22 protein-coding genes are annotated in these 22,536 nt (G+C 67.4%); 19 read left to right on the forward strand and 3 right to left on the reverse strand.

The window, feature by feature from the left end; genetic code table 11:
• Positions 1-38: 38 nt before the first annotated feature.
• From BCO18175_RS33645 to ftsB, 9 genes are all read left to right on the forward strand, one after another.
• Positions 39-1,292, forward strand: a complete 1,254-nt coding sequence (locus tag BCO18175_RS33645) for a lipoprotein-releasing ABC transporter permease subunit (protein WP_043190315.1) — start codon at positions 39-41, stop codon at positions 1,290-1,292.
• Entirely contained in the window at positions 1,285-2,043 is a 759-nt protein-coding gene (gene lolD / locus BCO18175_RS33650; RefSeq protein WP_027784854.1) for a lipoprotein-releasing ABC transporter ATP-binding protein LolD, read from the forward strand. The genes BCO18175_RS33645 and lolD overlap by 8 nt, the downstream gene beginning before the upstream one ends.
• A 67-nt stretch (positions 2,044-2,110) precedes the next feature.
• A complete protein-coding gene (locus tag BCO18175_RS33655) occupies positions 2,111-2,899 on the forward strand; it encodes a TatD family hydrolase (protein WP_174987336.1) in 789 nt (262 codons plus the stop codon).
• A gap of 57 nt (positions 2,900-2,956) precedes the next feature.
• Positions 2,957-5,440, forward strand: a complete 2,484-nt coding sequence (locus tag BCO18175_RS33660) for a DNA internalization-related competence protein ComEC/Rec2 (RefSeq protein WP_174987338.1) — start codon at positions 2,957-2,959, stop codon at positions 5,438-5,440.
• Positions 5,441-5,728: 288 nt separating this feature from the next.
• Positions 5,729-6,574, forward strand: coding sequence for an alpha/beta fold hydrolase (locus BCO18175_RS33665; protein ID WP_174987340.1), 846 nt, complete (start codon positions 5,729-5,731; stop codon positions 6,572-6,574).
• A 180-nt stretch (positions 6,575-6,754) separates the two neighbouring features.
• The gene (locus tag BCO18175_RS33670) at positions 6,755-8,407 is read left to right on the forward strand and encodes a CTP synthase (protein WP_089431257.1); all 1,653 of its coding nucleotides are present in this window, start codon (positions 6,755-6,757) and stop codon (positions 8,405-8,407) included.
• Between the two features lie 2 nt (positions 8,408-8,409).
• The gene (gene kdsA / locus BCO18175_RS33675; RefSeq protein WP_085039266.1) at positions 8,410-9,264 is read left to right on the forward strand and encodes a 3-deoxy-8-phosphooctulonate synthase; all 855 of its coding nucleotides are present in this window, start codon (positions 8,410-8,412) and stop codon (positions 9,262-9,264) included.
• Between the two features lie 106 nt (positions 9,265-9,370).
• Positions 9,371-10,654, forward strand: coding sequence for a phosphopyruvate hydratase (gene eno, locus BCO18175_RS33680; protein ID WP_011352544.1), 1,284 nt, complete (start codon positions 9,371-9,373; stop codon positions 10,652-10,654).
• An 81-nt stretch (positions 10,655-10,735) separates the two neighbouring features.
• Positions 10,736-11,161 (forward strand): cell division protein FtsB, encoded by a 426-nt coding sequence (gene ftsB / locus BCO18175_RS33685; RefSeq protein WP_174987342.1) that lies wholly within the window; start codon positions 10,736-10,738, stop codon positions 11,159-11,161.
• Positions 11,162-11,250: 89 nt separating this feature from the next.
• On the opposite strand, the gene BCO18175_RS33690 is transcribed toward ftsB, so the two are convergent.
• From BCO18175_RS33690 to BCO18175_RS33700, 3 genes are all read right to left on the reverse strand, one after another.
• The gene (locus tag BCO18175_RS33690; RefSeq protein WP_174987344.1) at positions 11,251-11,613 is read right to left on the reverse strand and encodes a hypothetical protein; all 363 of its coding nucleotides are present in this window, start codon (positions 11,611-11,613) and stop codon (positions 11,251-11,253) included.
• 134 nt (positions 11,614-11,747) lie between these two features.
• The gene (gene hslO, locus BCO18175_RS33695) at positions 11,748-12,698 is read right to left on the reverse strand and encodes an Hsp33 family molecular chaperone HslO (protein WP_174987346.1); all 951 of its coding nucleotides are present in this window, start codon (positions 12,696-12,698) and stop codon (positions 11,748-11,750) included.
• Positions 12,699-12,723: 25 nt separating this feature from the next.
• Entirely contained in the window at positions 12,724-13,248 is a 525-nt protein-coding gene (locus tag BCO18175_RS33700) for a gamma carbonic anhydrase family protein (RefSeq protein WP_071334714.1), read from the reverse strand.
• A gap of 148 nt (positions 13,249-13,396) precedes the next feature.
• Between BCO18175_RS33700 and BCO18175_RS33705 the strand changes: the two genes are divergently transcribed.
• The 10 genes from BCO18175_RS33705 (at position 13,397) to BCO18175_RS33750 (ending at position 22,466) form a co-directional block, all read left to right on the forward strand.
• The gene (locus tag BCO18175_RS33705) at positions 13,397-14,254 is read left to right on the forward strand and encodes a ferritin-like domain-containing protein (RefSeq protein WP_174987348.1); all 858 of its coding nucleotides are present in this window, start codon (positions 13,397-13,399) and stop codon (positions 14,252-14,254) included.
• Between the two features lie 177 nt (positions 14,255-14,431).
• Positions 14,432-15,322 (forward strand): alpha/beta fold hydrolase, encoded by an 891-nt coding sequence (locus BCO18175_RS33710; protein WP_174987350.1) that lies wholly within the window; start codon positions 14,432-14,434, stop codon positions 15,320-15,322.
• A gap of 81 nt (positions 15,323-15,403) precedes the next feature.
• Complete coding sequence (locus BCO18175_RS33715; RefSeq protein WP_174987409.1) at positions 15,404-16,234, forward strand: 3',5'-nucleoside bisphosphate phosphatase; 831 nt, start codon at positions 15,404-15,406, stop codon at positions 16,232-16,234.
• Between the two features lie 73 nt (positions 16,235-16,307).
• Complete coding sequence (locus BCO18175_RS33720; RefSeq protein ID WP_174918546.1) at positions 16,308-16,940, forward strand: L-threonylcarbamoyladenylate synthase; 633 nt, start codon at positions 16,308-16,310, stop codon at positions 16,938-16,940.
• A gap of 49 nt (positions 16,941-16,989) precedes the next feature.
• Complete coding sequence (locus tag BCO18175_RS33725) at positions 16,990-17,652, forward strand: site-2 protease family protein (RefSeq protein WP_174918547.1); 663 nt, start codon at positions 16,990-16,992, stop codon at positions 17,650-17,652.
• 8 nt (positions 17,653-17,660) lie between these two features.
• A complete protein-coding gene (locus BCO18175_RS33730; protein WP_011352534.1) occupies positions 17,661-18,863 on the forward strand; it encodes a tryptophan--tRNA ligase in 1,203 nt (400 codons plus the stop codon).
• A gap of 8 nt (positions 18,864-18,871) precedes the next feature.
• The gene (locus BCO18175_RS33735; RefSeq protein WP_174987352.1) at positions 18,872-19,474 is read left to right on the forward strand and encodes a class I SAM-dependent methyltransferase; all 603 of its coding nucleotides are present in this window, start codon (positions 18,872-18,874) and stop codon (positions 19,472-19,474) included.
• 48 nt (positions 19,475-19,522) lie between these two features.
• Positions 19,523-20,428, forward strand: coding sequence for a 4-hydroxy-tetrahydrodipicolinate synthase (gene dapA, locus BCO18175_RS33740; protein ID WP_089445923.1), 906 nt, complete (start codon positions 19,523-19,525; stop codon positions 20,426-20,428).
• 111 nt (positions 20,429-20,539) lie between these two features.
• A complete protein-coding gene (bamC, locus tag BCO18175_RS33745) occupies positions 20,540-21,685 on the forward strand; it encodes an outer membrane protein assembly factor BamC (protein WP_174987353.1) in 1,146 nt (381 codons plus the stop codon).
• Between the two features lie 4 nt (positions 21,686-21,689).
• Complete coding sequence (locus BCO18175_RS33750) at positions 21,690-22,466, forward strand: MBL fold metallo-hydrolase (protein WP_174918550.1); 777 nt, start codon at positions 21,690-21,692, stop codon at positions 22,464-22,466.
• Positions 22,467-22,536 lie beyond the last annotated feature (70 nt).

The raw sequence follows: 22,536 nt of genomic DNA on the forward strand, positions 1-22,536 counted from the left end.
GGGGCGCCTCCCCGCCGTAACCAGCAGAAAGGATTCGCTTGAAACTTCCGTACGAATGGCAGATCGGCTGGCGCTACACGCGCGCCGGCAAACGCACGACCGGTAACGGCTTCATTTCCTTCATCGCGCTCGTGTCGATGCTCGGCATCGCGCTCGGCGTCGCGGCGCTGATCGTCGTGCTGTCGGTGATGAACGGCTTCCAGAAGGAAGTGCGCGACCGGATGCTGTCGGTGCTCGCGCACGTCGAGGTGTTCTCGCCGACGGGCTCGATGCCCGACTGGCAACTGACCGCGCAGGAAGCGCGCCGCAATCCGTCGGTGATCGGCGCGGCGCCGTACGTCGACGCGCAGGCGCTGCTTACCCGCCAGGACGCGGTGAGCGGCGTGATGCTGCGCGGCGTCGAGCCGACGCTCGAGCCGCAGGTGTCGGACATCGGCAAGGACATGAAGGCGGGCCAGCTCGGCGCGCTGGTGCCGGGCCAGTTCGGCATCGTGCTGGGCGACGCGCTCGCGGGCAACCTCGGCGTGACGGTCGGCGACAAGGTCACGCTGGTCGCGCCGGAAGGGTCGATCACGCCGGCCGGCATGATGCCGCGGCTGAAGCAGTTCACGGTCGTCGGCGTGTTCGAGTCCGGGCACTACGAATATGACAGCACGCTCGCGATGATCAACATCCGCGACGCCGAGGCGCTGTTCCGGATGGCTGCGCCGACCGGCGTGCGGCTGCGGCTGAAGGACATGCAGAAGGCGCCGGACGTGGCGGTCGAGCTGTCGCATACGCTGTCGGGCAGCCTGTACATCCGCGACTGGACCCAGCAGAACAAGACGTGGTTCTCGGCTGTGCAGATCGAGAAGCGGATGATGTTCATCATCCTCACGCTGATCATCGCGGTGGCCGCGTTCAACCTCGTGTCGTCGCTCGTGATGACGGTGACCAACAAGCAGGCCGACATCGCGATCCTGCGCACGCTCGGCGCGCAGCCGGGGTCGATCATGAAGATCTTCGTCGTGCAGGGCGTGACGATCGGCTTCGTCGGCACGGCGTCGGGCGTCGCGCTCGGCTGCCTGATCGCGTGGAGCATCCCGTGGCTGATCCCGATGATCGAGCACCTGTTCGGCGTGCAGTTCCTGCCGCCGTCCGTGTACTTCATCAGCGAGCTGCCGTCCGAACTCGTCGCGAGCGACGTGATCCGGATCGGGCTGATCGCATTCGCGCTGTCGGCCGTCGCGACGCTCTATCCGAGCTGGCGCGGCGCGAAGGTGAAGCCGGCGGAGGCGCTCCGCTATGAATGATCGCGCGACCGCATTCGCGGATTCACGACAACACAACAAACAGGATTCGGCAGGTATGCAGGAATACGTGCTTCAGGCGCGCGGGATCACGAAGGCGTTCGTGCAGGGCGGCTTCAACGTGCAGGTGCTCAACAATACCGAGCTGACGGTGCGGCGCGGCGAGAAGCTCGCGGTCGTCGGTGCGTCGGGTTCCGGCAAGAGCACGCTGCTGCACGTGCTGGGCGGGCTCGACGAGCCGAGCGCTGGCGAGGTGTCGCTGCTCGGCAAGCCGTTCACGCAACTCGCCGAGCGCGAGCGCAACGAATTGCGCAACCGCGCGCTCGGCTTCGTCTACCAGTTCCATCACCTGCTGCCCGAGTTCACGGCGCTCGACAACGTCGCGATGCCGCTGCGGATTCGCCGGATGACGACCGAGGACGCGCGCGAGCAGGCCCAGACGATGCTCGAGCGTGTCGGTCTCGGCCCGCGTGCGAAGCACCGGCCGGGCGAGCTGTCGGGCGGCGAGCGGCAGCGCGTCGCGATCGCGCGCGCGCTGGTCACGAAGCCCGCGTGCGTGCTCGCCGACGAGCCGACCGGCAACCTCGACGGCACGACGGCCGATACGGTGTTCAACCTGATGCTCGAACTGTCCGAGACGCTCGAAACGAGCTTCGTGATCGTCACGCACGATCCCGATCTCGCCGCGCGCTGCGACCGCATCATGCGGCTGCGTGACGGCGTGCTGCACGAGGAGCCGGCGCTGCCGGTGTAACAAGCGAACGCGCTTGGCCTGCTGCCGGGTTGGTCCCGGTGCGGCGCCGGGGCGCAGGACTGCCGCCATGTGGATCGACACGCACTGCCATCTCGATGCCGCCGAGTTCGACGCCGACCGCGACGCGGTCGCGCACGCGGCGCGCGCGGCCGGCGTGTCGCGCATCGTGATCCCGAGCGTCGGGCGCGACAACTTCACGACGGTGCGCGAGCTCGCGCAACGCACGCCGGGCGCGGTCTACGCGCTCGGCATCCATCCGATGTATACGCCACGCGCACGGGACGAGGATCTCGATCTGCTGCGCATGGAGATCGAGGCGAGCCTCGACGATCCGCGCTTCGTCGCGATCGGCGAGATCGGTCTCGACTATTTCGTGCCGGGGCTCGACGAAGACCGGCAGCAGTTCTTCTACCAGGGGCAGTTGAAGCTCGCGCGCGAATTCGACCTGCCCGTGCTGTGCCACGTGCGCAAGTCGCAGGATCGCGTGCTGGCCGGCCTGCGCCGTTTGGGCGTGCGGCGCGGCATCGCGCATGCATTCAACGGCAGTTTCCAGCAGGCCGAAGCGTATCTTGCGCAAGGGCTGCATCTCGGCTTCGGCGGCAACGTGACTTTCACGCGCGCGCTGCAGATCCGCCGGCTCGCCACTGAGTTGCCGCTCGACGCGCTCGTCGTCGAGACCGACGCGCCCGACATCGCGCCCGAATGGGCCTACAAATCCCGTAACACGCCCGACCAGGTGCCGCGCATCGGCGACGTGCTCGCCGAACTGCGCGGACTCGACGCCGGTGCGGTGTCCCTATGCACTTCGGCTAACGCGCTCGCCGCGCTGCCGCGACTCGCACTTTCATCCGCATAATCGTTGCCGGAGGGCGCCGCATTCGCAATGGCGGTGCCGGGTCGACGAGGAGGGGCGATGCGCGTGTGGTGGATCGCGTTCGCGCTCGGCGTGGTCGTGCTGCAGCGGCAGGCGGCGCTGCCGGGTGCGCTCGCATGGACGATCGGTGCGGCCGTGTTCGCAGGCTGCGTCGTGCTGGGGGCGTGGCGTGTGCGTCGCCGGCGTACGCGTACGACCGTCGCATTCGGATGGATGCTGTGCACGCTCGCGGCCTGCGTCGTCGGGTTCGGCTACGCGGCCGCGCGGGCCGAATGGCGGCTGGGCGACAGCCTGCCCGTCGAGTGGGAAGGGCGCGACATCGTCGTCACCGGCGTGATTCGCGGGCTGCCCGTGGTCGACGAGAGCGGCGCACGGCTGCTGTTCGCGGTCGAGTCGAACGATGCGGGGCTGGCCCGTTTTCCGCCGTTGATCCGGCTGTCGTGGCGCGCCTACGGCGCATCGGCGACACGCGATCCGCTTCCCGATCTGCGCGCCGCACAGCGCTGGCGGTTCGTCGTGCGCCTGAAGCGCCCGCATGCCGAGGCCAATCCCGGCGTGCGCGACAGCGAGGCGGCGTGGCTTGCCGCAGGCATTCGCGCGATCGGTTATGTCAGCGCGCCCCGGCGGGCGGTATTGCTCGATGTGCGCGCCACGGGATGGCGTGCGTCGATCGATCGGCTGCGCGACGCGCTGCGCTCGCGTATCGGCGAGACGCTGGGCGGCGACGCCGGCCATCGCGGCATCGTCGCCGCGCTCGCGATTGGCGACCAGTCGGGCATCGGCGGCGACGACTGGCGCGTGCTGCGCAGCACGGGCACGAGCCACCTGGTCGCGATCTCCGGCCTGCATGTCGGGCTCGTCGGCGCGATCGCGGGCGGGCTCGTGTCGATGGTCTGGCGCCGCCTGCGCTGGCGCGCGCGGGCCGCGACGCTCGTGTTGCCGGCACCGTACGCGGCCGCGCTCGCCGCGCTGGCGGCCGCGGCCGGCTATGCGGCGCTCGCCGGCTTCAACGTGCCGGCGCAGCGCGCGTGGTGGATGATCGCGGCCGGCGGCATCGCGTACCTGGCCGGGCGCAGCGTGCCGACTTCCGCGGTGCTGTGCGCGGCGCTTGGCGGCGTGCTGCTTGCCGATCCGTGGGCGGTGCTGTCGGCCGGGTTCTGGCTGTCGTTCGGGGCGGTCGCCGTGATCCTGATGGCCGTGGCCGGCTGGCGCGCCGCGCGTGAGACCGATGCGGAAAGCGAGGAGGGCGACGGCACGGTCGGCTTGTCGAGCCGGTTGCGCGCGTGGGGCGCACGCGCCGGGCGGCGCATCGCCGAGGCCACGCGCGTGCAGTACGCAGTGACGATCGGTCTCGCGCCGCTGACGGCTGCATTGTTCGCGCAGATATCGCTGTCGGGCCCGCTCGGCAATGCGTTCGCGATTCCGTGGGTCAGCTCGGTCGTGACGCCGGTCGTGCTGGCCGGCATCGCGCTGCCCGCGCCGTTCGATGCGTATGCGTTCCGGCTTGCGCACGCGGCGCTCGAACCGATGATGACGTTGCTCGGATACCTCGCCGACTGGCCGGCCGGCGTGTTCTGGCTGCGCATGCCCGACTGGCCGGTGCTGGTGCTGGCCTGCGTGGGCGTCGCATGGGCGCTGATGCCGCGCGGCTGGCCGTTGCGCTGGGCGGCGCCGCTCACGTGGCTGCCGCTCGTCGCGCCGGCAGCCGATGTGCCGCCGCCGGGCGGTTTCCGGCTGACCGTGCTCGACGTCGGTCAGGGTGCGTCGGTGCTGGTGGAAACCGCGCGGCGCACCTTGCTGTTCGATGCCGGGCCGGGTGCGGAGTCGACCCACGCAGGCGCACGGATCGTCGCGCCGGCGTTGCGTGCTCGCGGCATCACGGTGATCGATTCGTTCGTGCTCAGTCACGCGGATGCCGATCACGCGGGCGGTGCACCGGCCGTTTATGCGGCCGCTGACGTACGCCAGTTGCTGGCCGGCATTGCGCCGAACAGCCGGCTGTGGCGCGATGCGGCCGCCGCTGGCGTCGCCGACCGGCTGCCGTGCGCGGCCGGGCAACGCTGGGCTTGGGATGGTGTCACGTTCACGATGCTGTGGCCGCAGGGTGGCCCGGGCACGGGCTCGTCGAACGGGCAGTCGTGCGTGCTGCGCATCGACGCGGGCGATACGTCCGCACTGCTGACGGGCGACGTCGAAGCGCGCGGCGAACGCCGGCTCGTGGACACCGCGCGCGACGCGCTGGCTGCGCAGATCCTGGTCGTTCCGCACCACGGAAGCCGCACGTCGTCGGTCGAGCCTTTCCTCGATTCGGTCGGGCCGCGCGTCGCGGTATTTCCTGTAGGCTATCGCAATCGTTTCGGACATCCGCACCGGACGGTTCTCGCCCGTTACGAGGCGCGCGGGATTCCGCTGCCGCGCACCGATCGCGACGGCGCCGTGCGGTTCGACGTCGCGCCGGCCGACGGCGGGTTTGCCTTCGAGCGTCATCGCGACGTTCGGCGGCGGTACTGGATGGATCGGTGAGCGCGGCGGGAGCCGGCGTATCGAGAAACAAGGCCCGGGACCCGCGCTCAATGCCGAAGCATGGGCCCGGCAGAACGCGAAGCATGAGACCGGAGCAGGGGCTGAAGCACTGACTCCGGCCGATCGCCAAGCATGGGACGGGAGTCAGTGCTAAAGCGCTAACTCCGGTCGACCGCGCAGCATGGGACAGGAGTAAGCGCTAAAGCGCCAACTCCGGTCGACCGCGAAGCATGGGACAGGAGTAAGTGCTAAAGCACTAACTCCCGTCGACAAAGGAGACATCGGCGTTTGAAGGACATCCTCCACTTCTCGCATGCGAACGGCTTTCCGGCATCGACGTACCGCACGATCTTCGCCGAACTGGCCGACGACTACGAGCTGCGCTACATCGAACGGATCGGCCACGACCGCCGCTACCCGGTGACGCGCGACTGGCCGCATCTCGTCGAGCAACTGCTCGACGACATCGGCAGCCACTACGAGCGTCCCGTCTGGCTGGTCGGCCATTCGCTCGGCGGCTACCTGTCGCTGATGGCCGCGCTGAAGAAGCCGCAATGGGTGCGCGGTGTCGTGATGATCGATTCGCCGATCATCGCGGGCTGGCGCGCCGGCGCACTGCGTGCGAGCCAGTGGGCAGGGCTCGATGAGCGGCTGTCGCCGGCCGCCGCGACGCGCAACCGGCGCACGCGCTGGGTGAGCCGCGACGAAGTCTGGCGGCACTTCCGCGAGAAACCGGCGTTCGCGCGCTGGGACGAACGGATGCTGGCCGACTACATCGACTACGGGATTCCGCAGGCCGGCGCCGACGGCGAGCGGGCGCTCGCATTCGACCGGCAGGTCGAATACCTGATCTACCGGACGCTGCCGCACACGCTCGGCCCGCGGCTCGCGCACGGCGCACCGGTGCCGCTCGGCTTTCTCGCCGGCACGCGTTCGCGCGAGGTGCGCCAGGTCGGGCTCGATGCGACGCGACGCGCAGCGCGCGGCCGCGTCGAGTGGCTGGAAGGCAGCCACCTGTTCCCGATGGAGCGGCCGCTCGAGACCGCCCGCGCATTGCAGCGGATGCTGAATTCGCTGAGGGCGGTGGAGGGCGATGCGTCGCAGGGCGGTACCCCGCTCGCGAGGCGCGCCTGACGCATGGTCTGGCGGCCGGGGCATACCTCCGGCGCGCTCGATCGCGGTGGTCGGCGGGCGGTTTCGTCCCGGCGCGCACGGCCGGTGCGGGTCGGCGCGAAAGGGCGCGATCATCGAGTCAATTGCTGAGAGAAGGGCGGGCTTTACGGTATAATCCGTTTTTCCCGCGAGCATCCAGCGATGACCAAATATGTTTTCGTCACCGGCGGCGTAGTTTCTTCCCTTGGCAAGGGTATTGCCGCCGCTTCCCTCGCCGCGATCCTCGAATCGCGCGGTCTGAAAGTCACCCTCCTCAAACTCGATCCCTACATCAACGTCGACCCCGGCACGATGAGCCCGTTCCAGCACGGCGAAGTGTTCGTGACGGAAGATGGAGCGGAGACTGACCTCGACCTCGGCCACTACGAGCGCTTCATCAGCACGAAGATGCGCAAGGCCAACAACTTCACGACCGGCCAGATCTACGAATCGGTGATCCGCAAGGAACGCCGCGGCGACTATCTGGGCAAGACCGTGCAGGTCATCCCGCACATCACGAACGAAATCCAGGCGTTCATCGAGCGCGGGGCCGCGTCGGCCACCTGCGGTGAGCCGGATGTCGCGATCGTCGAGATCGGCGGCACGGTCGGCGATATCGAATCGCTGCCGTTCCTCGAAGCCGCGCGCCAGATGAGCCTGCGCCTCGGCCGCAACAGCGCGTGCTTCGTGCACCTGACGCTGGTGCCGTACGTCGCGACGGCCGGCGAGCTGAAGACGAAGCCGACCCAGCACAGCGTGCAGAAGCTGCGCGAGATCGGCATCCTGCCGCACGTGCTGCTGTGCCGTGCGGACCGCCGCATTCCGGACGACGAATCGAAGAAGATCTCGATGTTCTCGAACGTGCCGGAAGACGCCGTGATCTCGGTGTGGGACGCCGACAGCATCTACAAGATTCCGCAGATGCTGCACGACCAGGGCCTCGACCGCATCATCTGCGAGGAACTGAAGCTGTCGCCGAAGGACGCCGACCTGACCATGTGGTCGGAGCTCGTCGAGAAGCTCGAGAACCCGAAGCACGAAGTGACGATCGGCATGGTCGGCAAGTATGTCGACCTGACCGAGTCGTACAAGTCGCTGATCGAAGCGCTGCGCCACGCATCGCTGCACACGTCGACCAAGGTCAACATCGAATACATCGACTCGGAAGAGATCGAGACGAACGGTGTCGACAGCCTGAAGCACCTCGACGCCGTGCTGGTGCCGGGTGGTTTCGGCCGTCGCGGCACGGAAGGCAAGATCGCGGCGATCCGCTATGCGCGTGAAGCCAAGGTGCCGTATCTCGGCATCTGCCTCGGCATGCAGCTCGCGGTGATCGAGTTCGCGCGCGACGTCGTCGGCCTGAAGCAGGCGAACAGCACGGAATTCGAGCCGGACACGCCGGAACGCGTGGTCGCGCTGATCACCGAGTGGTACGACCGCGACGGCAAGGTCGAGACGCGCACCGAGGAATCCGATCTCGGCGGCACGATGCGCCTGGGTTCGCAGCGCTGCCCGATCAAGCCCGGCACGATGGCGGAAGAAATCTATGGCAAGGACGTGAACGAGCGCCATCGCCACCGTTATGAAGTCAATAACCGCTTCGTGCCCCAGCTCGAAGCCGGCGGCCTTATCATCAGCGCCCGTACCCCGAGCGAGGATCTGCCGGAAATGATGGAATTGCCGCGTTCGATGCACCCGTGGTTCGTCGGCGTCCAGTTCCACCCGGAATTCACGTCCACGCCGCGTGACGGTCATCCCCTCTTCAAGTCGTTCGTCGAAGCTGCGCTTGCCAACAAGCAAGCGCGCGGAGTGTAAGCATGAAGCTGTGCGATTTCGAGGTCGGTCTCGACAAGCCTTTCTTCCTGATCGCGGGTACCTGCGTCGTCGAATCGGAGCAAATGACGATCGACACGGCGGGCCGCCTGAAGGAGATCTGCGCGAAGCTGAACGTTCCGTTCATCTACAAGTCGTCCTACGACAAGGCGAACCGCAGCTCGGGCAAGTCGTTTCGTGGCCTCGGAATGGACGAGGGCCTGCGGATCCTGTCCGAGGTGAAGCGCCAGCTCGGCCTGCCGGTGCTGACCGACGTGCATTCGATCGAGGAGATCGAGCAGGTCGCGTCGGTCGTCGACGTGCTGCAGACGCCCGCGTTTCTGTGCCGCCAGACCGATTTCATCCATGCGTGCGCGCGCTCGGGCAAGCCCGTCAACATCAAGAAGGGCCAGTTCCTCGCGCCGCACGACATGAAGAACGTGATCGACAAGGCGCGCGAAGCGGCCCGTGAGGCGGGGCTGTCGGAAGACCGCTTCATGGCGTGCGAGCGCGGTGTCTCGTTCGGCTACAACAATCTCGTGTCGGACATGCGTTCGCTCGCGATCATGCGCGAGACGAGCGCCCCGGTCGTGTTCGACGCGACCCACTCGGTGCAGTTGCCGGGCGGGCAGGGCACGAGCTCGGGCGGCCAGCGCGAATTCGTGCCGGTGCTCGCGCGTGCAGCGGTCGCGACGGGCGTCGCGGGCCTGTTCATGGAAACGCACCCGAATCCGGCCGAGGCAAAGTCGGACGGCCCGAACGCGGTGCCGCTGAACCGGATGGGTGCGCTGCTGGAGACCCTCGTCACGCTCGACCAGGCGGTGAAGCGCAATCCGTTCCTGGAAAACGATTTCAATTAAAGATCGAATGAACCTTGCGACGGCTTCGCGCGTCAGTAGCGAAAGCGGTTCAGGCGCGCGCGCCGTCGCAGTTTGAAGAATCCATCGTCATTCTCAGAGGAAACCCATGAGTGCAATCGTAGATATCATCGGCCGCGAGATTCTGGATTCGCGCGGCAACCCCACCGTCGAATGCGACGTGCTGCTCGAATCGGGCACGATGGGCCGCGCGGCGGTGCCGTCGGGCGCGTCCACCGGCTCGCGTGAAGCGATCGAACTGCGCGACGGCGAAGCCGGCCGCTACAACGGCAAGGGCGTGCTGAAGGCAGTCGAGCACATCAACACCGAAATCTCCGAAGCCATCATGGGCCTCGACGCGTCGGAACAGGCGTTCCTCGACAAGACGCTGCTCGAGCTGGACGGCACCGACAACAAGTCGCGTCTCGGCGCGAACGCGATGCTGGCCGTGTCGATGGCCGTCGCGAAGGCAGCCGCCGAAGAGGCCGGCCTGCCGCTGTACCGCTACTTCGGCGGTTCGGGCGCAATGCAACTGCCGGTGCCGATGATGAACATCGTCAACGGCGGCGCGCACGCGAACAACAGCCTCGACATCCAGGAATTCATGATCGTCCCGGTGAGCCAGCCGACGTTCCGTGAAGCCCTGCGTTGCGGCGCGGAAGTGTTCCACGCACTGAAGAAGATCCTGAGCGACCGCGGCATGAGCACGGCAGTCGGCGACGAAGGCGGCTTCGCGCCGAACTTCGGCAGCAACGACGAGTGCCTGTCGACGATCCTGCAGGCGATCGAGAAGGCTGGCTACCGTGCGGGCGAAGACGTGCTGCTCGCGCTCGACTGCGCGGCATCCGAGTTCTACCACGACGGCAAGTACCAGCTCGCGGGCGAAGGCCTGCAACTGTCGTCGGCCGAATTCACCGACTACCTCGCGACGCTCGCCGACAAGTTCCCGATCGTGTCGATCGAGGACGGCATGCACGAAAGCGACTGGGAAGGCTGGAAGCTGCTGACCGACCGCCTCGGCAAGAAGGTGCAGCTGGTCGGCGACGACCTGTTCGTCACGAACACGCGCATCCTGAAGGAAGGCATCGAGAAGGGCATCGCGAACTCGATCCTGATCAAGATCAACCAGATCGGTACGCTGACCGAAACGTTCGCGGCAATCGAAATGGCGAAGCGCGCAGGCTACACGGCCGTGATCTCGCACCGCTCGGGCGAAACGGAAGATTCGACGATTGCGGACATCGCGGTCGGTCTGAACGCCGGTCAGATCAAGACGGGTTCGCTGTCGCGCAGCGACCGTATCTCGAAGTACAACCAGCTGCTGCGCATCGAGGAAGATCTCGGCGACATCGCAAGCTACCCGGGTAAATCGGCTTTCTATAACCTGCGCTAACGCGCTACTATCGGGTTCGTCATATCGACGCCGCTCTGTGCATGTGCGCGGAGCGGCGCTTCTTATATCTGCGGTTCTTACATGCGGCTTGTCACTGTCGTCCTGATTGCCTTGCTGGCGCTCATTCAGTACCCCCTATGGTGGGGACACGGCGGCTGGCTGCGGGTGCATGAATTGCGTCAGCAGCTCGACGACCAGCTCCAGAAGAATGCGGACGAGAAGCTGCGCAACGAGCGCACCGCGGGCGAAGTGCAGGATCTGCAGGGCGGCACCGCGGCCATCGAGGAGCGCGCGCGCTACGAGATGGGCATGGTGAAGGACGGCGAGGTATTCGTGCAGTTCGTGTCGCCGAATGCGCCGGCCGTGCCGCTGAACAACACGCCGTCGAATACGTCGACGCGCGGCGCCGTATCCGCGGCACCGGTGCGTGTCGTGCCGAATCCGCAGTCGATCGCGAAGCCGTCGCGGCATCATGGCGGCGACAAGGCCAAGGCCGCGCTTCACTGAGCACGATTGCTCGAATCCATTGAAAAAGCGCGGGAAATGCCGCGCTTTTTTATTTCCTGCCGGTAATCAATCCGCTGAGCGAGGCGCGCTCACCACCACCATCCCGGGTAGCCGTAGCCGATACCCGTGCCCCAGCGATTGCCCCATCCGCCGTAATACCCGCCGTAGACGGTCACGGGCGGCGGCGAGTAATAGGCCCACGCGCGCGCGGCGGCCTCGGCGGCCATCGCGCTGTTCTGTTCGCGCAGCACTTGCTGGTCGATCTCGTCATAGCGCTTGCGTTCGGCGCTCGACAGCGTGCGCGGTTGGCCGCCCGATGCAGCGGGTTCGGGCAGGCGGCTCAGGATCGTGGAAGTCGGCGGCGGCATCGCGCAGCCGGCAAGGGCGAGCGTACCGGCTGCAACGCTCGTCAGGACGATGGTGCGAAACGGTCGATGAAGCGGGCGATTCATGTGTTTCTCCTGCAGCGCGCCGACGACGGGAAGCGGCTTGCGCCGAAGTGCGTGACTTCGGCGCAGGAGCCGTGCGTGCGACGCTCGTGCGTCATTATGCGCCCGTGCCCGGATGGCGGGCATCGGGCCACCGCTCAGTGACGCTGGTCGGTCGCGGGCGCGATGCCCGTCTCGACGCCGGGGGCGGCGAACAGCTGCGCGACGTCGACCGGATCGAACTCGTAGCGCTGATTGCAGAACTCGCAATGGATCTCGACGTGGCCACGTTCGACGATCACGCTGTCGACTTCTTCGCGGCCGAGCATGCGCAGCATCGCGCCGACCTTCTCGCGCGAGCACGAGCACTGGAAACGCGTGCCGGCCGGTTCGAAGTGCTGCACGTTTTCCTGCCAGAACAGCCGGCGGAACACGACCTCCGGTTCGACCTCGAGCAGTTCCTGCGCGGACAGCGTGCCGCCGAGCGTGCAGACGCGGTCCCACGTATCGGTATCGGTTTCGGCGTTACGCGGCACGATGCCGCCGTCGCCCGGCAGCTTCTGCAGCAGCATGCCGACCGCGCGGTCGCGATCCGCTGCGAGCCACATCCGCGTGTCGAGCTGCTCCGAGTGATGCATGTAATGCTCGAGCACCTGCGAGACGGATTCGAGCGGGCCGTCGACGCCGTTCAGCGGCACGATGCCCTGGTACGGCTGCTGGCCCGGCAGCTTGGCGGCCGGGTCGAGCGTGATCACGCAGCGGCCGTGACCGCTCGCATTGACGAGCGACGGGAAGCTCGTGTCGTCGCCGATCGTCTGTGCGGCGTCGCCGGCGAACTTCGCGGTGGCCCGCATCGACAGATCCGAACCGCACTGGACGACCAGCATCTGGACCGGCCCGTCGCCGAAAATCTGCATGATCAGGGTGCCGTTGAATTTCAGGTTCGCGGACAGCAGCGCGCACGCGGCCATCATCTCGCCGAGCACCGTGCGCACGGGGGCGGGGTAGTCGCGGCGGGAGAGCACTTCCTGCCACGTATTGCGCAGCGAAACGATCTCGCCGCGCACGGGCGCCGCATTGAACATGAATTTCTGTAACTGGTCGCTCACTCTTCTTCCTTGAAATCCGTGCGAATCACCCGATCCGCACGAGTTGCTCCTTGAAATGCGCACGCCGCTCGACGTACGTCTTCGCGTTCGTGCGCAGCCGCGCAATGTCTTCCGCCGACAGCTCGCGCACGACTTTCGCCGGTGCGCCGAGAATCAGCGAGTTGTCCGGGAACGTCTTGCCTTCCGTCACGACCGCGCCGGCACCAACCAGACAGTTGCGGCCGATCACCGCTCCATTCAAGACCACCGCCTGGATTCCGACCAGCGAACCTTCGCCGATCGTGCAGCCGTGCAGCATGGCCTGGTGCCCGATCGTTACGTTTTCGGCAATCGTCAGCGGAAAGCCGGGATCCGTGTGCAGGACCGCGCCTTCCTGGACGTTGCTGCCTGCACCGACGGTAATCGTCTCGTTGTCGCCGCGAATCGTCGCGCCGAACCAGACGCTCGCGTTCTCCTCGAGCACGACCTTGCCGATGATGGCCGCCGTATCGGCGACGAATACGCTTTCGTGGATCGTCGGGGCCGTATCGCCCAGCTTGTAGATCGTCACGGAGTCTCCTTGTCTCTTCGATGAAGGGCGCCGGTAGAATGGCGCGTCTGGTTTGCCCGGCGCATTCGCATGCGCCGCGGAACAATCGCATATTGTAAACCGTCGCGTGCGTGCGCTCCCGCGATGCGCACGCAGGGTGTCCCCGTTTATGAACATGGCGTCTTCTTCTTTCGGCAATGCACCCGCCTGCGTGCGCCGCACCGCGCTTGCCGCGCTGCGTGACGCCGAACCCGCGGCCAAGGCCGCGCAGGTGCGCGCGCTCTACGATGCGCTGCTGGCCGGGCAGGCGGCGATCGCCCCGTCGCTCGAATTGCCCGAACCTGCCGATCTGCCCGGGCGCCCCGCGCGCCCGCCGCTCGTCGAGCCGCGCCAGCTCGAGCGGCGCAGCATGCGTTCGCCCGAAGGGCGCGCCGTGCTGCTGCACGCGCTTGCCCATATCGAGTTCAACGCGATCAACCTGGCGCTCGACGCGGTCTGGCGCTTCGCGGGCCAGCCGGACGCGTTCTACGCCGACTGGCTGAAGGTCGCGGCCGAGGAGGCCTATCACTTCACGCTGCTGTCCGACCGCCTGGCGGCGTTCGGGCATGCGTACGGCGATTTTCCCGCGCACAACGGTCTGTGGGAAATGTGTGAGCGGACCAAGGGCGATGTGCTGGCGCGCATGGCGCTCGTGCCGCGTACGCTCGAGGCCCGCGGGCTCGACGCATCGCCGCCGATCCGCGCACGGCTCGTACAGGCGGGCGACGATGCGTCGGCCGCGATCCTCGACGTGATCCTGCGCGACGAAATCGGCCATGTCGCGATCGGCAACCGCTGGTTCCGGCATTTGTGCGACGAAGCCGGCCGCGATCCCGTGCCGACCTACCGGCAGCTCGCCGAGCAATATCATGCGCCGCGGCTGCGTGGCCCGTTCAATTTCGACGCGCGCCGCGATGCCGGATTCGAGCAGGCCGAACTCGATGAGCTGGCCGCGCAGGATGGGGCGGACGGCAATGCGCCGCGCTAGCCGGCTCGCGTTCGGCTGCGGTTCGACTACCGCCATGCGTCCCGTGCGCCCGGCAGATGGCACTTCCCGGCGGCCCCTTGCGCAGTGGCGCCGCTAGAGCGGTGCCTCGATTGCCGGACACCGGAAAGAAGGCGTCGCCGCTATAATCGAACGACCATTCTTTTTTTGGCGGCTGCAATGAGTGCCTCGAGTTCAGTTTCCGATTTCGTCACGGTGCGCGGCGTCCAGCTGCATGTCCGGCGCTGGGGCCGGCCCGATGCGCCGACGCTGTTCATGCTGCACGGCTGGATGGACGTCGCGGCGTCGTTCCAGTTCGTCGTCGATGCGCTCGCGGGCGACTGGCAGGTGATCGCGCCCGATGCGCGCGGTTTCGGGCTGTCCGACTGGCCGGTCGCGCGGCAGGGCGGCGGTCACTACTGGTTCCACGAATACCTGAGCGACCTCGATGCGCTCGTCGACCACTATGCGCCGGCCGGCGAAGTCAACCTGGTCGGGCACAGCATGGGCGCGAACGTCGTGTGCCTGTATGCCGGCGCGCGGCCGGAGCGGGTGCGGCGCGTGGTCGATCTCGAGGGGTTCGGGCTCGCGCCCGCGCGGGCCGAGCAGGCGCCGCGCCGGCTGCGCGGCTGGCTGGACGAGTTGCGCGAAACGCCCGCGCTGCGCCCTTACGCGTCCCTCGACGACGTGGCGGCACGCCTGACTAAGACCAATCCGCGGCTCGACCCGCACCGTGCGGCGTTTCTCGCCGCGCACTGGTCGAAGCGCGGCGACGACGGCCTGTACCACCTGCTGGCCGACCCCGCGCACAAGATGCCGGGCCCGCAGCTGTACCGGCTCGACGAAGTGATGGCCACCTGGGCACAGGTGCGCGCGAAGGTGCTGCACGTCGAGGCCGTCAATTCGCCGACGCTGGCGCACATCGCCGGCGACATTCCGCTACCGGAATTCAAGGCGCGCTTCAACGCGTTCCCAGACTGGCGCGAGAAGCTCGTCGAGGATGCCGGCCACATGGTGCATCACGACCAACCCGAGCAGATCGCGGCGCTGATCGAGGCGTTCTGCGCGTAGGCGCGCGGCGGCAGCGGCGGGGCAGGCGGGCGGTGCATTGCCGCGTTGCAGTAGAATGAGGCCTTACCTGCCATGCCGACAATGAACGCCGATCTCCACTGCCATTCGAATGTTTCCGACGGGTTGCTGTCGCCTGCCGACGTCGCGCGCCGCGCCCATGCCGGCGGCGTGACCCTGTGGGCGTTGACCGACCACGACGAGATCGGCGGCCAGGCGGCGGCGCGCAGCGAGGCCGAAGCGCTCGGCATGCGCTACCTGAGCGGCGTCGAGATTTCGGTCACGTGGGCGTCGCGCACCGTGCACATCGTCGGCCTGAATGTCGACCCTGCGAATCCGGTGCTCGTCGACGGCCTGTACCGCACGCGTCACGGCCGCGCGGCGCGCGCGGTGGCAATCGGCGATCAGCTCGCCACGCTCGGCATTTCCGGGGCGTACGAAGGCGCGCTGAAGTACGTGTCGAATCCCGACCTGATCTCGCGCACGCACTTCGCCCGTTTTCTCGTCGAGAACGGTCATGCCACGTCGACGTCCGACGTGTTCGATCGCCTGCTCGGCGACGGCAAGCCCGGGTTCGTCCCGCACCGCTGGGCGACGCTGCCCGACGCCGTCACGTGGATTCGGGCGGCCGGCGGCGAAGCCGTGGTCGCGCATCCGGGCCGTTACCGCTATACGCCCGTTGAATTCGACGCGTTCTTCGGCGAGTTCATCGATCTGGGCGGCCGCGCGATCGAAGTCGTCACGGGCAGCCACTCGCCCGACCAGTACCGCGAATACGCGGACGTCGCACGCCGCTTCGGCTTCGAAGCGTCGCGCGGCTCGGATTTCCATGCGCCAGGCGAGGGCCGCGTCGAGCTCGGCAGCCTGCCGCCGTTGCCGCCCGACCTGACACCGGTCTGGGAGCGCTGGCTCTGACAACGGGCGGCGGACTGCCGCCCGCGTTGCCACCGGCAACGCACATTCGACTTCTCCCCCTTTACGACCCCCCATGTCCCAGTTCTTCAGGATTCATCCGGATAATCCGCAGCCGCGCCTGATCAAGCAGGCCGTGGAGATCGTCAGCAAGGGCGGCGTGATCGCGATGCCGACCGATTCGAGCTATGCGCTCGCGTGCCATCTCGACGACAAGGATGCGGTCGAGCGCGTGCGCCGGATTCGTGGCCTCGACGAGAAGCAGCACCTGTCGCTGCTCGTGCGCGACCTGTCGGAGCTTGCCAACTTCGCGATGGTCGACAACCGCCAGTACCGGCAGATCAAGTCCGTGACACCCGGCCCGTACGTGTTCATCCTGCAGGCGACGAAGGAAGTGCCGCGCCGGCTGTCGCACCCGTCGCGCAAGACGATCGGGCTGCGCGTGCCCGATCACGCGATCACGCTCGCGTTGCTGGAATCGCTCGGCCAGCCGCTGCTCGGCACGACGCTGATCCTGCCGCCGGACGACGAGCCGCTCAACGATCCCGAAGACATCCGCACGCGGCTCGAGAAGCAGGTCGACCTCGTGATCGACGGTGGCGCGTGCCCGCGCGAGCCGTCGACGGTGATCGACCTGACCGGCGACGAGCCCGAGCTCGTGCGCGCGGGGCGCGGCGCGCTCGAACCATTCGGACTCTCGGCGGCGTAAGCGCGCCGTTCCATTTTTTGCGCGAGTGCGCTTGTTACAATAACGCGATATGGATGCTTCTCTGATACAGACCATCGCCGTCTACGCGCTACCCGTGATCTTCGCGATCACGTTGCACGAGGCCGCGCACGGCTACGCCGCCCGCCTGCTCGGCGACAACACCGCCTACATGATGGGGCGCGTGTCGTTCAACCCGATGCGTCACATCGATCCGCTCGGCACGATCGCGATCCCGCTCGCGATGTATTTCCTGACGGGCGGCGCGTTCCTGTTCGGCTATGCGAAGCCGGTGCCGGTATCGTTCGGCAACCTGCGCAATCCGCGCTGGGGCAGCCTGTGGGTATCGCTCGCGGGCCCGGCCTGCAACTTCGTGCAGGCGCTGATCTGGGGCGTGCTGACCCTCGTGCTGCCTGCCGTCGGGATCGACGAGCCGTTCTTCACGCGGATGGCGTTTGCCGGCGTCAGCGCGAACCTCGTGCTCGGCGTGCTGAACCTGTTTCCGTTGCCGCCGCTCGACGGCGGCCGCATCCTGGCGGCGCTGCTGCCGACGAAGCAATCGATCGCGCTGTCGCGCATCGAGCCGTACGGTTTCATCATCGTCCTCGTGCTGGTCACGACGGGCGTGCTGACGAACTTCTGGCTGCGCCCGCTCGTCAACGTCGGCTACGCCGTCCTGAGCGCCATCCTGTCCCCATTCGCCTCGCTCCTCTAACGACAATCATGTTCCCTGAACGTATTTTCTCCGGCATGCGGCCCACCGGGTCGCTGCACCTCGGTCATTACCACGGCGTGCTGAAAAACTGGGTGAAACTGCAGTCCGAGTACCCGTGCTTCTTCTGCGTCGTCGACTGGCATGCGCTGACGACGCACTACGAGACTCCCGAGGTCATCGAGAAGAACGTGTGGGACGTGCTGATCGACTGGCTCGCCTCCGGCATCGATCCGGCGCAGGCCACGCTGTTCATCCAGAGCAAGGTGCCCGAGCATGCCGAACTCGCGCTGCTGCTCGGCATGAGCACACCGCTCGGCTGGCTCGAACGCGTGCCGACCTACAAGGAGCAGATGGAGAAGCTGAAGGACAAGGATCTGTCGACCTACGGCTTCCTCGGCTACCCGGTGCTGATGGCGGCCGACATCCTGCTGTATCGCGGCTCGCTCGTGCCGGTCGGTGAAGACCAGGTGCCGCACGTCGAGATGACGCGCGAGATCGCGCGCCGCTTCAACTACCTGTACGGCCGCGAGCCGGGCTTCGAGGAGAAGGCGCTCGACGCCGCGAAGAAACTCGGCGGCAAGCGCGCGAAGCTCTATCACGAGCTGCGCAACGCGTATCAGCAGGAGGGCGACGACGAGGCGCTCGAACAGGCGCGCGCGATGCTGCAGGAATCGCAGAGCCTGTCGATGAGCGACCGCGAGCGCCTGTTCGGCTATCTCGAAGGCGCGCGCAAGATCATCCTGGTCGAGCCGCAGGCGCTGCTGACCGAAGCATCGCGGATGCCGGGCCTCGACGGGCAGAAGATGTCGAAGTCGTACGGCAACACGATCGGCCTGCGTGAAGACGCCGAGACGATCACGAAGAAGGTCCGCACGATGCCGACCGATCCCGCGCGCGTACGCCGCACCGATCCGGGCGATCCCGACAAGTGCCCGGTGTGGCAGCTGCACCAGGTCTATACCGACGAAGCGACGCACGACTGGGTGCAGAAGGGCTGCCGCTCGGCGGGTATCGGCTGCCTCGACTGCAAGCAGCCGGTCGTCGAAGGCATCCTGCGCGAGCAGCAGCCGATGCTCGAGCGTGCGCAGAAGTACATGGACGATCCGTCGCTGCTGCGCGCGATCGTCGCGGACGGTTGCGACAAGGCGCGCAAGTACGCGACGGAAACGATGCGCGACGTGCGCGACGCGATGGGCCTGTCGTACAACTGATCGACCGCATGAGCGCATCCGTCATTGCCGCCGCGGGCGGCCACGTCGCCCAGGCCGAGCCGTCGCGCTGGGTCGCGCAATGGTCGCGGCTCGTGCCGTCAGGCGGCGCGGTGCTGGATGTCGCTGCGGGCGGCGGGCGCCATGCGCGCTGGTTCGCGTCGCACGGGCATCCGGTCGTCGCACTCGACCGCAACCCGGACGCACTGGCCGCGCTGCGTGCGATTCCGGGCGTCGACGCCCGCGATGCCGATCTCGAAGGCGCGCCGTGGCCGTTGCCGGCCAGCGAGCGGTTCGCGGCCGTGATCGTCACGAATTACCTGCATCGTCCGCTCTGGCCCCATCTGCTCGATGCGGTGGCGCCGGGCGGCGTGCTCATCTACGAAACCTTCGCGCAAGGAAACGAAACGGTCGGGAAACCGTCCAACCCCGCGTTCCTGCTCGCCCCGGGCGAGCTGCTGGACGCCGTGCACGGCCACCTGCGGGTGGTCGCGTACGAGGACGGGTTCGTCGCCGCGCCGCGCGAGGCGTTCGTCCAGCGTCTCTGCGCAGTGCGCGAGGGCGCGACCCCGAAGGCGGGGGCGGGAATTCCACGTTACGAACTGCCCGGCTAATCCGCTACAATCTCAACGTTTACCGGTACATACTCTCAATCGCGTTTCATGGCTAACGGCACCCAAGACGGCATTCAAATCCGCGGCAGCATCCCCGCGATCGTCACCCCGATGCTCGAAGACGGCAGTCTCGACCTGCCGGCGTTTCGCAAACTGATCGACTGGCACATCGCGGAAGGCACCGATGCGCTCGTCGTGGTCGGTACGAGCGGCGAGTCGGCAACGCTCAACGTCGAAGAGCACATCCTGATGATCCGCACGGCGGTCGAGCATGCGGCGAAACGCATCCCGATCATCGCGGGCGCGGGCGGCAACTCGACCGCCGAGGCGATCGAGCTGACGAAGCACGCGAAGGCTGTCGGCGCGGATGCGACGCTGCAGGTCGTGCCGTACTACAACAAGCCGACGCAGGAAGGCATGTACCGTCACTTCAAGACGATCGCCGAAGCGGTCGACCTGCCGGTGATCCTGTACAACGTGCCGGGCCGCACGGTCGCGGACATGGCGAACGAGACGACGCTGCGCCTCGCGGACGTGCCGGGCATCATCGGCGTGAAGGAAGCGACCGGTAACATCGATCGCGCCGCGCACCTGATCAAGGCCGCGCCGAAGCACTTCGCGATCTACAGCGGCGACGATCCGACCGCGATCGCGCTGATGCTGCTCGGCGGCCACGGCAACATCTCGGTGACGGCGAACGTCGCACCGCGCGCGATGAGCGATCTGTGCCGCGCCGCGCTGGCCGGCGACGTACAGACGGCCCGCGCGCTGCACATGAAGCTGCTGTCGCTGCACAAGAACCTGTTCATCGAGGCGAACCCGATTCCGGTGAAGTGGGCGCTGCAGGCGATGGGCAAGATGCAGGGCGGCATCCGGCTGCCGCTCACGGCGCTCGACGAGCGCTGCCACGAAGCCGTGCGTTCGGCCCTCGTCGAGGCCGGCGTCCTCGCCTGATGCCGAGGCGGCCGCGTCCTGCGGCCGCCGGCTCGAACCCTGATCAACCCGCACCGGCCGGCTCCGTCCGGCGCCGCTCCTGACGAGCGTTCTAGCAAGACGAAGGATTTCATGAAACGTTTCGCCTTTTCTTCTCGCGCCATCCAGATGTCGGTGGTGGCGCTGGCGCTGGGCGCGCTCGCCGGCTGCGATACGCTGAACGACTACCTGGCCCCTGACCGGGTCAACTACAAGAACACCGGGTCGGCGCCGCCGCTCGCGGTGCCGAGCGACCTGAAGCCGGTGCCGACGACGCAGCAGTTCGTCGCGCCGCCGAGCAACGCGGGCCTCGGCACGCTGCCGCCGCGGGTCACGACGCAGGCCGGCAACGCAACCGACGGCATCCCGAGCGCGCAGGATCCGCTCGGCATGCACATCGAGCGCGACGGCGACCGCCGCTGGCTCGTCGTCGATGGCCGGACGCCCGAGCAACTGTGGCCGATCCTGAAGGAGTTCTGGCAGGAGAACGGCTTCTCGCTGAAGACCGATGCGCCGTCGACGGGCATCATGGCCACCGACTGGGCAGAAAACCGCGCGAACATCCCCGACGACTGGTTCCGCCGCACGATCGGCAAGGTCATCGATTTCGTGTACTCGTCGGGCACGCGCGACCGCTTCCGTACGCTCGTGAACCGCACGTCGGACGGCAACACCGACATCTCGATCACGCACAGCGCGATGGAGGAAATGATGGTCGGCCCGCAGGGCGGCACGTCGTCGCGCTGGGAAGAGCGTCCGCGCAACCCGGTGCTCGAAGCCGTATTCCTGTCGAAGCTGATGCAGAAGTTCGGCCTGACCGATGCGCAGGCGAAGCAGCTGCTGACCGATGCGCGTCCCGCGACGGCGCCGGCGCAGGTCAGCGACACGAGCAGCGGCGGGGCGACGCTGCAACTGGCCGAGTCGTTCGACCGCGCATGGCTGCGTGTGGGCCTGGCGCTCGACCGCACCAACTTCACGGTCGACAATCGCGACCGCGAGAAGGGTGTGTACACCGTGCGCTATGCGAACACGATGGAAGAGCTCAAGCGCGACGGCCTGTTCGGCAAGCTGTTCTACGGCGGCCCGGCGGCCGCGAAGCCGGGCAAGGAATACCTCGTCAACGTGCGCGCACAGGGCAACGGCGGTACGCAGGTCGCGGTGGTCGGCGCAAACGGCCAGGTAGACAACTCGTCGGACGCGCAGCGGATCATTTCGCTGCTCCACGCGCAGCTGAACTGAGCGCGTGCGATTCGCCAGCCTCGGAAGCGGCAGCGAAGGCAACGCGCTGGTCGTCGAGGCCTCGAGCGGCACGACGACCACCCGCGTGCTGCTCGACTGCGGCTTTTCCGCCAAGGAGGTCGAGCGGCGGCTCGGCCGACTGAATCTCTGCATCGGCGATCTCGATGCGATCCTCATTACCCACGAACACAGCGACCACGTCGGCAGTGCGCTGACGCTCGCCCGCCGCGCATCGCTGCCGCTCTACATGAGCTGGGGCACCGCGCGCGCGGTCGGCGCGGACGAGGCCGATGTCGACCTCCACGTACTGTGGGGCGACGAGACGGCCGCGATCGGCGATCTGGCCGTGATGCCCTATACGGTCCCTCACGACGCGCGCGAACCGCTCCAGTTCGTCTTTATGGACGGCGCCAGCCGGCTCGGCGTGCTGACGGACGTCGGGATGGCCACGCCGCACATCACGGCCGTCCTGAGCGGCTGTGACGCGCTGGTGCTCGAATCCAACCACGACACCGCAATGCTGGCCGCGAGCCGCTATCCGCAGTCGCTGAAGGCACGGATTGGCGGCAACCACGGTCACCTGAGCAATGACGCGGCGGCGGACATCCTCGCGTCGCTCGAACGCAGCCGCCTCCAGCACCTGGTCGCGGCGCACCTGAGCCAGCAGAACAACCTGCCGGAACTGGCCCGCCAGGCGTTTGGCGGCGTACTGGGGACGAGCGGGGAAGACGTGGTCGTGGCCACGCAGGACGCGGGCTTCGACTGGCTGGCGCTCGGCTGAGCGGGGCAGGGCCGCTGCGGCGGCCCGGTGCGACTGCCCGGCGGCAGGCGCGGAAACGACAGGCGTAAAA

The sequence above is a fragment of the Burkholderia lata genome (assembly GCF_902499335.1).
Lineage (GTDB): Bacteria > Pseudomonadota > Gammaproteobacteria > Burkholderiales > Burkholderiaceae > Burkholderia > Burkholderia lata_B.

What these genes read in the sequence shown, in the direction of transcription:
- lolD (WP_027784854.1), top strand. Translation starts at nt 1,285, where the DNA reads ATGAATGATCGCGCGACCGCATTCGCGGATTCACGACAACACAACAAA.
- BCO18175_RS33655 (WP_174987336.1), top strand. Translation starts at nt 2,111, where the DNA reads ATGTGGATCGACACGCACTGCCATCTCGATGCCGCCGAGTTCGACGCC.
- BCO18175_RS33660 (WP_174987338.1), top strand. Translation starts at nt 2,957, where the DNA reads ATGCGCGTGTGGTGGATCGCGTTCGCGCTCGGCGTGGTCGTGCTGCAG.
- BCO18175_RS33670 (WP_089431257.1), top strand. Translation starts at nt 6,755, where the DNA reads ATGACCAAATATGTTTTCGTCACCGGCGGCGTAGTTTCTTCCCTTGGC.
- kdsA (WP_085039266.1), top strand. Translation starts at nt 8,410, where the DNA reads ATGAAGCTGTGCGATTTCGAGGTCGGTCTCGACAAGCCTTTCTTCCTG.
- eno (WP_011352544.1), top strand. Translation starts at nt 9,371, where the DNA reads ATGAGTGCAATCGTAGATATCATCGGCCGCGAGATTCTGGATTCGCGC.
- ftsB (WP_174987342.1), top strand. Translation starts at nt 10,736, where the DNA reads ATGCGGCTTGTCACTGTCGTCCTGATTGCCTTGCTGGCGCTCATTCAG.
- BCO18175_RS33690 (WP_174987344.1), bottom strand. Translation starts at nt 11,613, where the DNA reads ATGAATCGCCCGCTTCATCGACCGTTTCGCACCATCGTCCTGACGAGC.
- BCO18175_RS33705 (WP_174987348.1), top strand. Translation starts at nt 13,397, where the DNA reads ATGAACATGGCGTCTTCTTCTTTCGGCAATGCACCCGCCTGCGTGCGC.
- BCO18175_RS33710 (WP_174987350.1), top strand. Translation starts at nt 14,432, where the DNA reads ATGAGTGCCTCGAGTTCAGTTTCCGATTTCGTCACGGTGCGCGGCGTC.
- BCO18175_RS33715 (WP_174987409.1), top strand. Translation starts at nt 15,404, where the DNA reads ATGAACGCCGATCTCCACTGCCATTCGAATGTTTCCGACGGGTTGCTG.
- BCO18175_RS33720 (WP_174918546.1), top strand. Translation starts at nt 16,308, where the DNA reads ATGTCCCAGTTCTTCAGGATTCATCCGGATAATCCGCAGCCGCGCCTG.
- BCO18175_RS33725 (WP_174918547.1), top strand. Translation starts at nt 16,990, where the DNA reads ATGGATGCTTCTCTGATACAGACCATCGCCGTCTACGCGCTACCCGTG.
- BCO18175_RS33730 (WP_011352534.1), top strand. Translation starts at nt 17,661, where the DNA reads ATGTTCCCTGAACGTATTTTCTCCGGCATGCGGCCCACCGGGTCGCTG.
- BCO18175_RS33735 (WP_174987352.1), top strand. Translation starts at nt 18,872, where the DNA reads ATGAGCGCATCCGTCATTGCCGCCGCGGGCGGCCACGTCGCCCAGGCC.
- dapA (WP_089445923.1), top strand. Translation starts at nt 19,523, where the DNA reads ATGGCTAACGGCACCCAAGACGGCATTCAAATCCGCGGCAGCATCCCC.
- bamC (WP_174987353.1), top strand. Translation starts at nt 20,540, where the DNA reads ATGAAACGTTTCGCCTTTTCTTCTCGCGCCATCCAGATGTCGGTGGTG.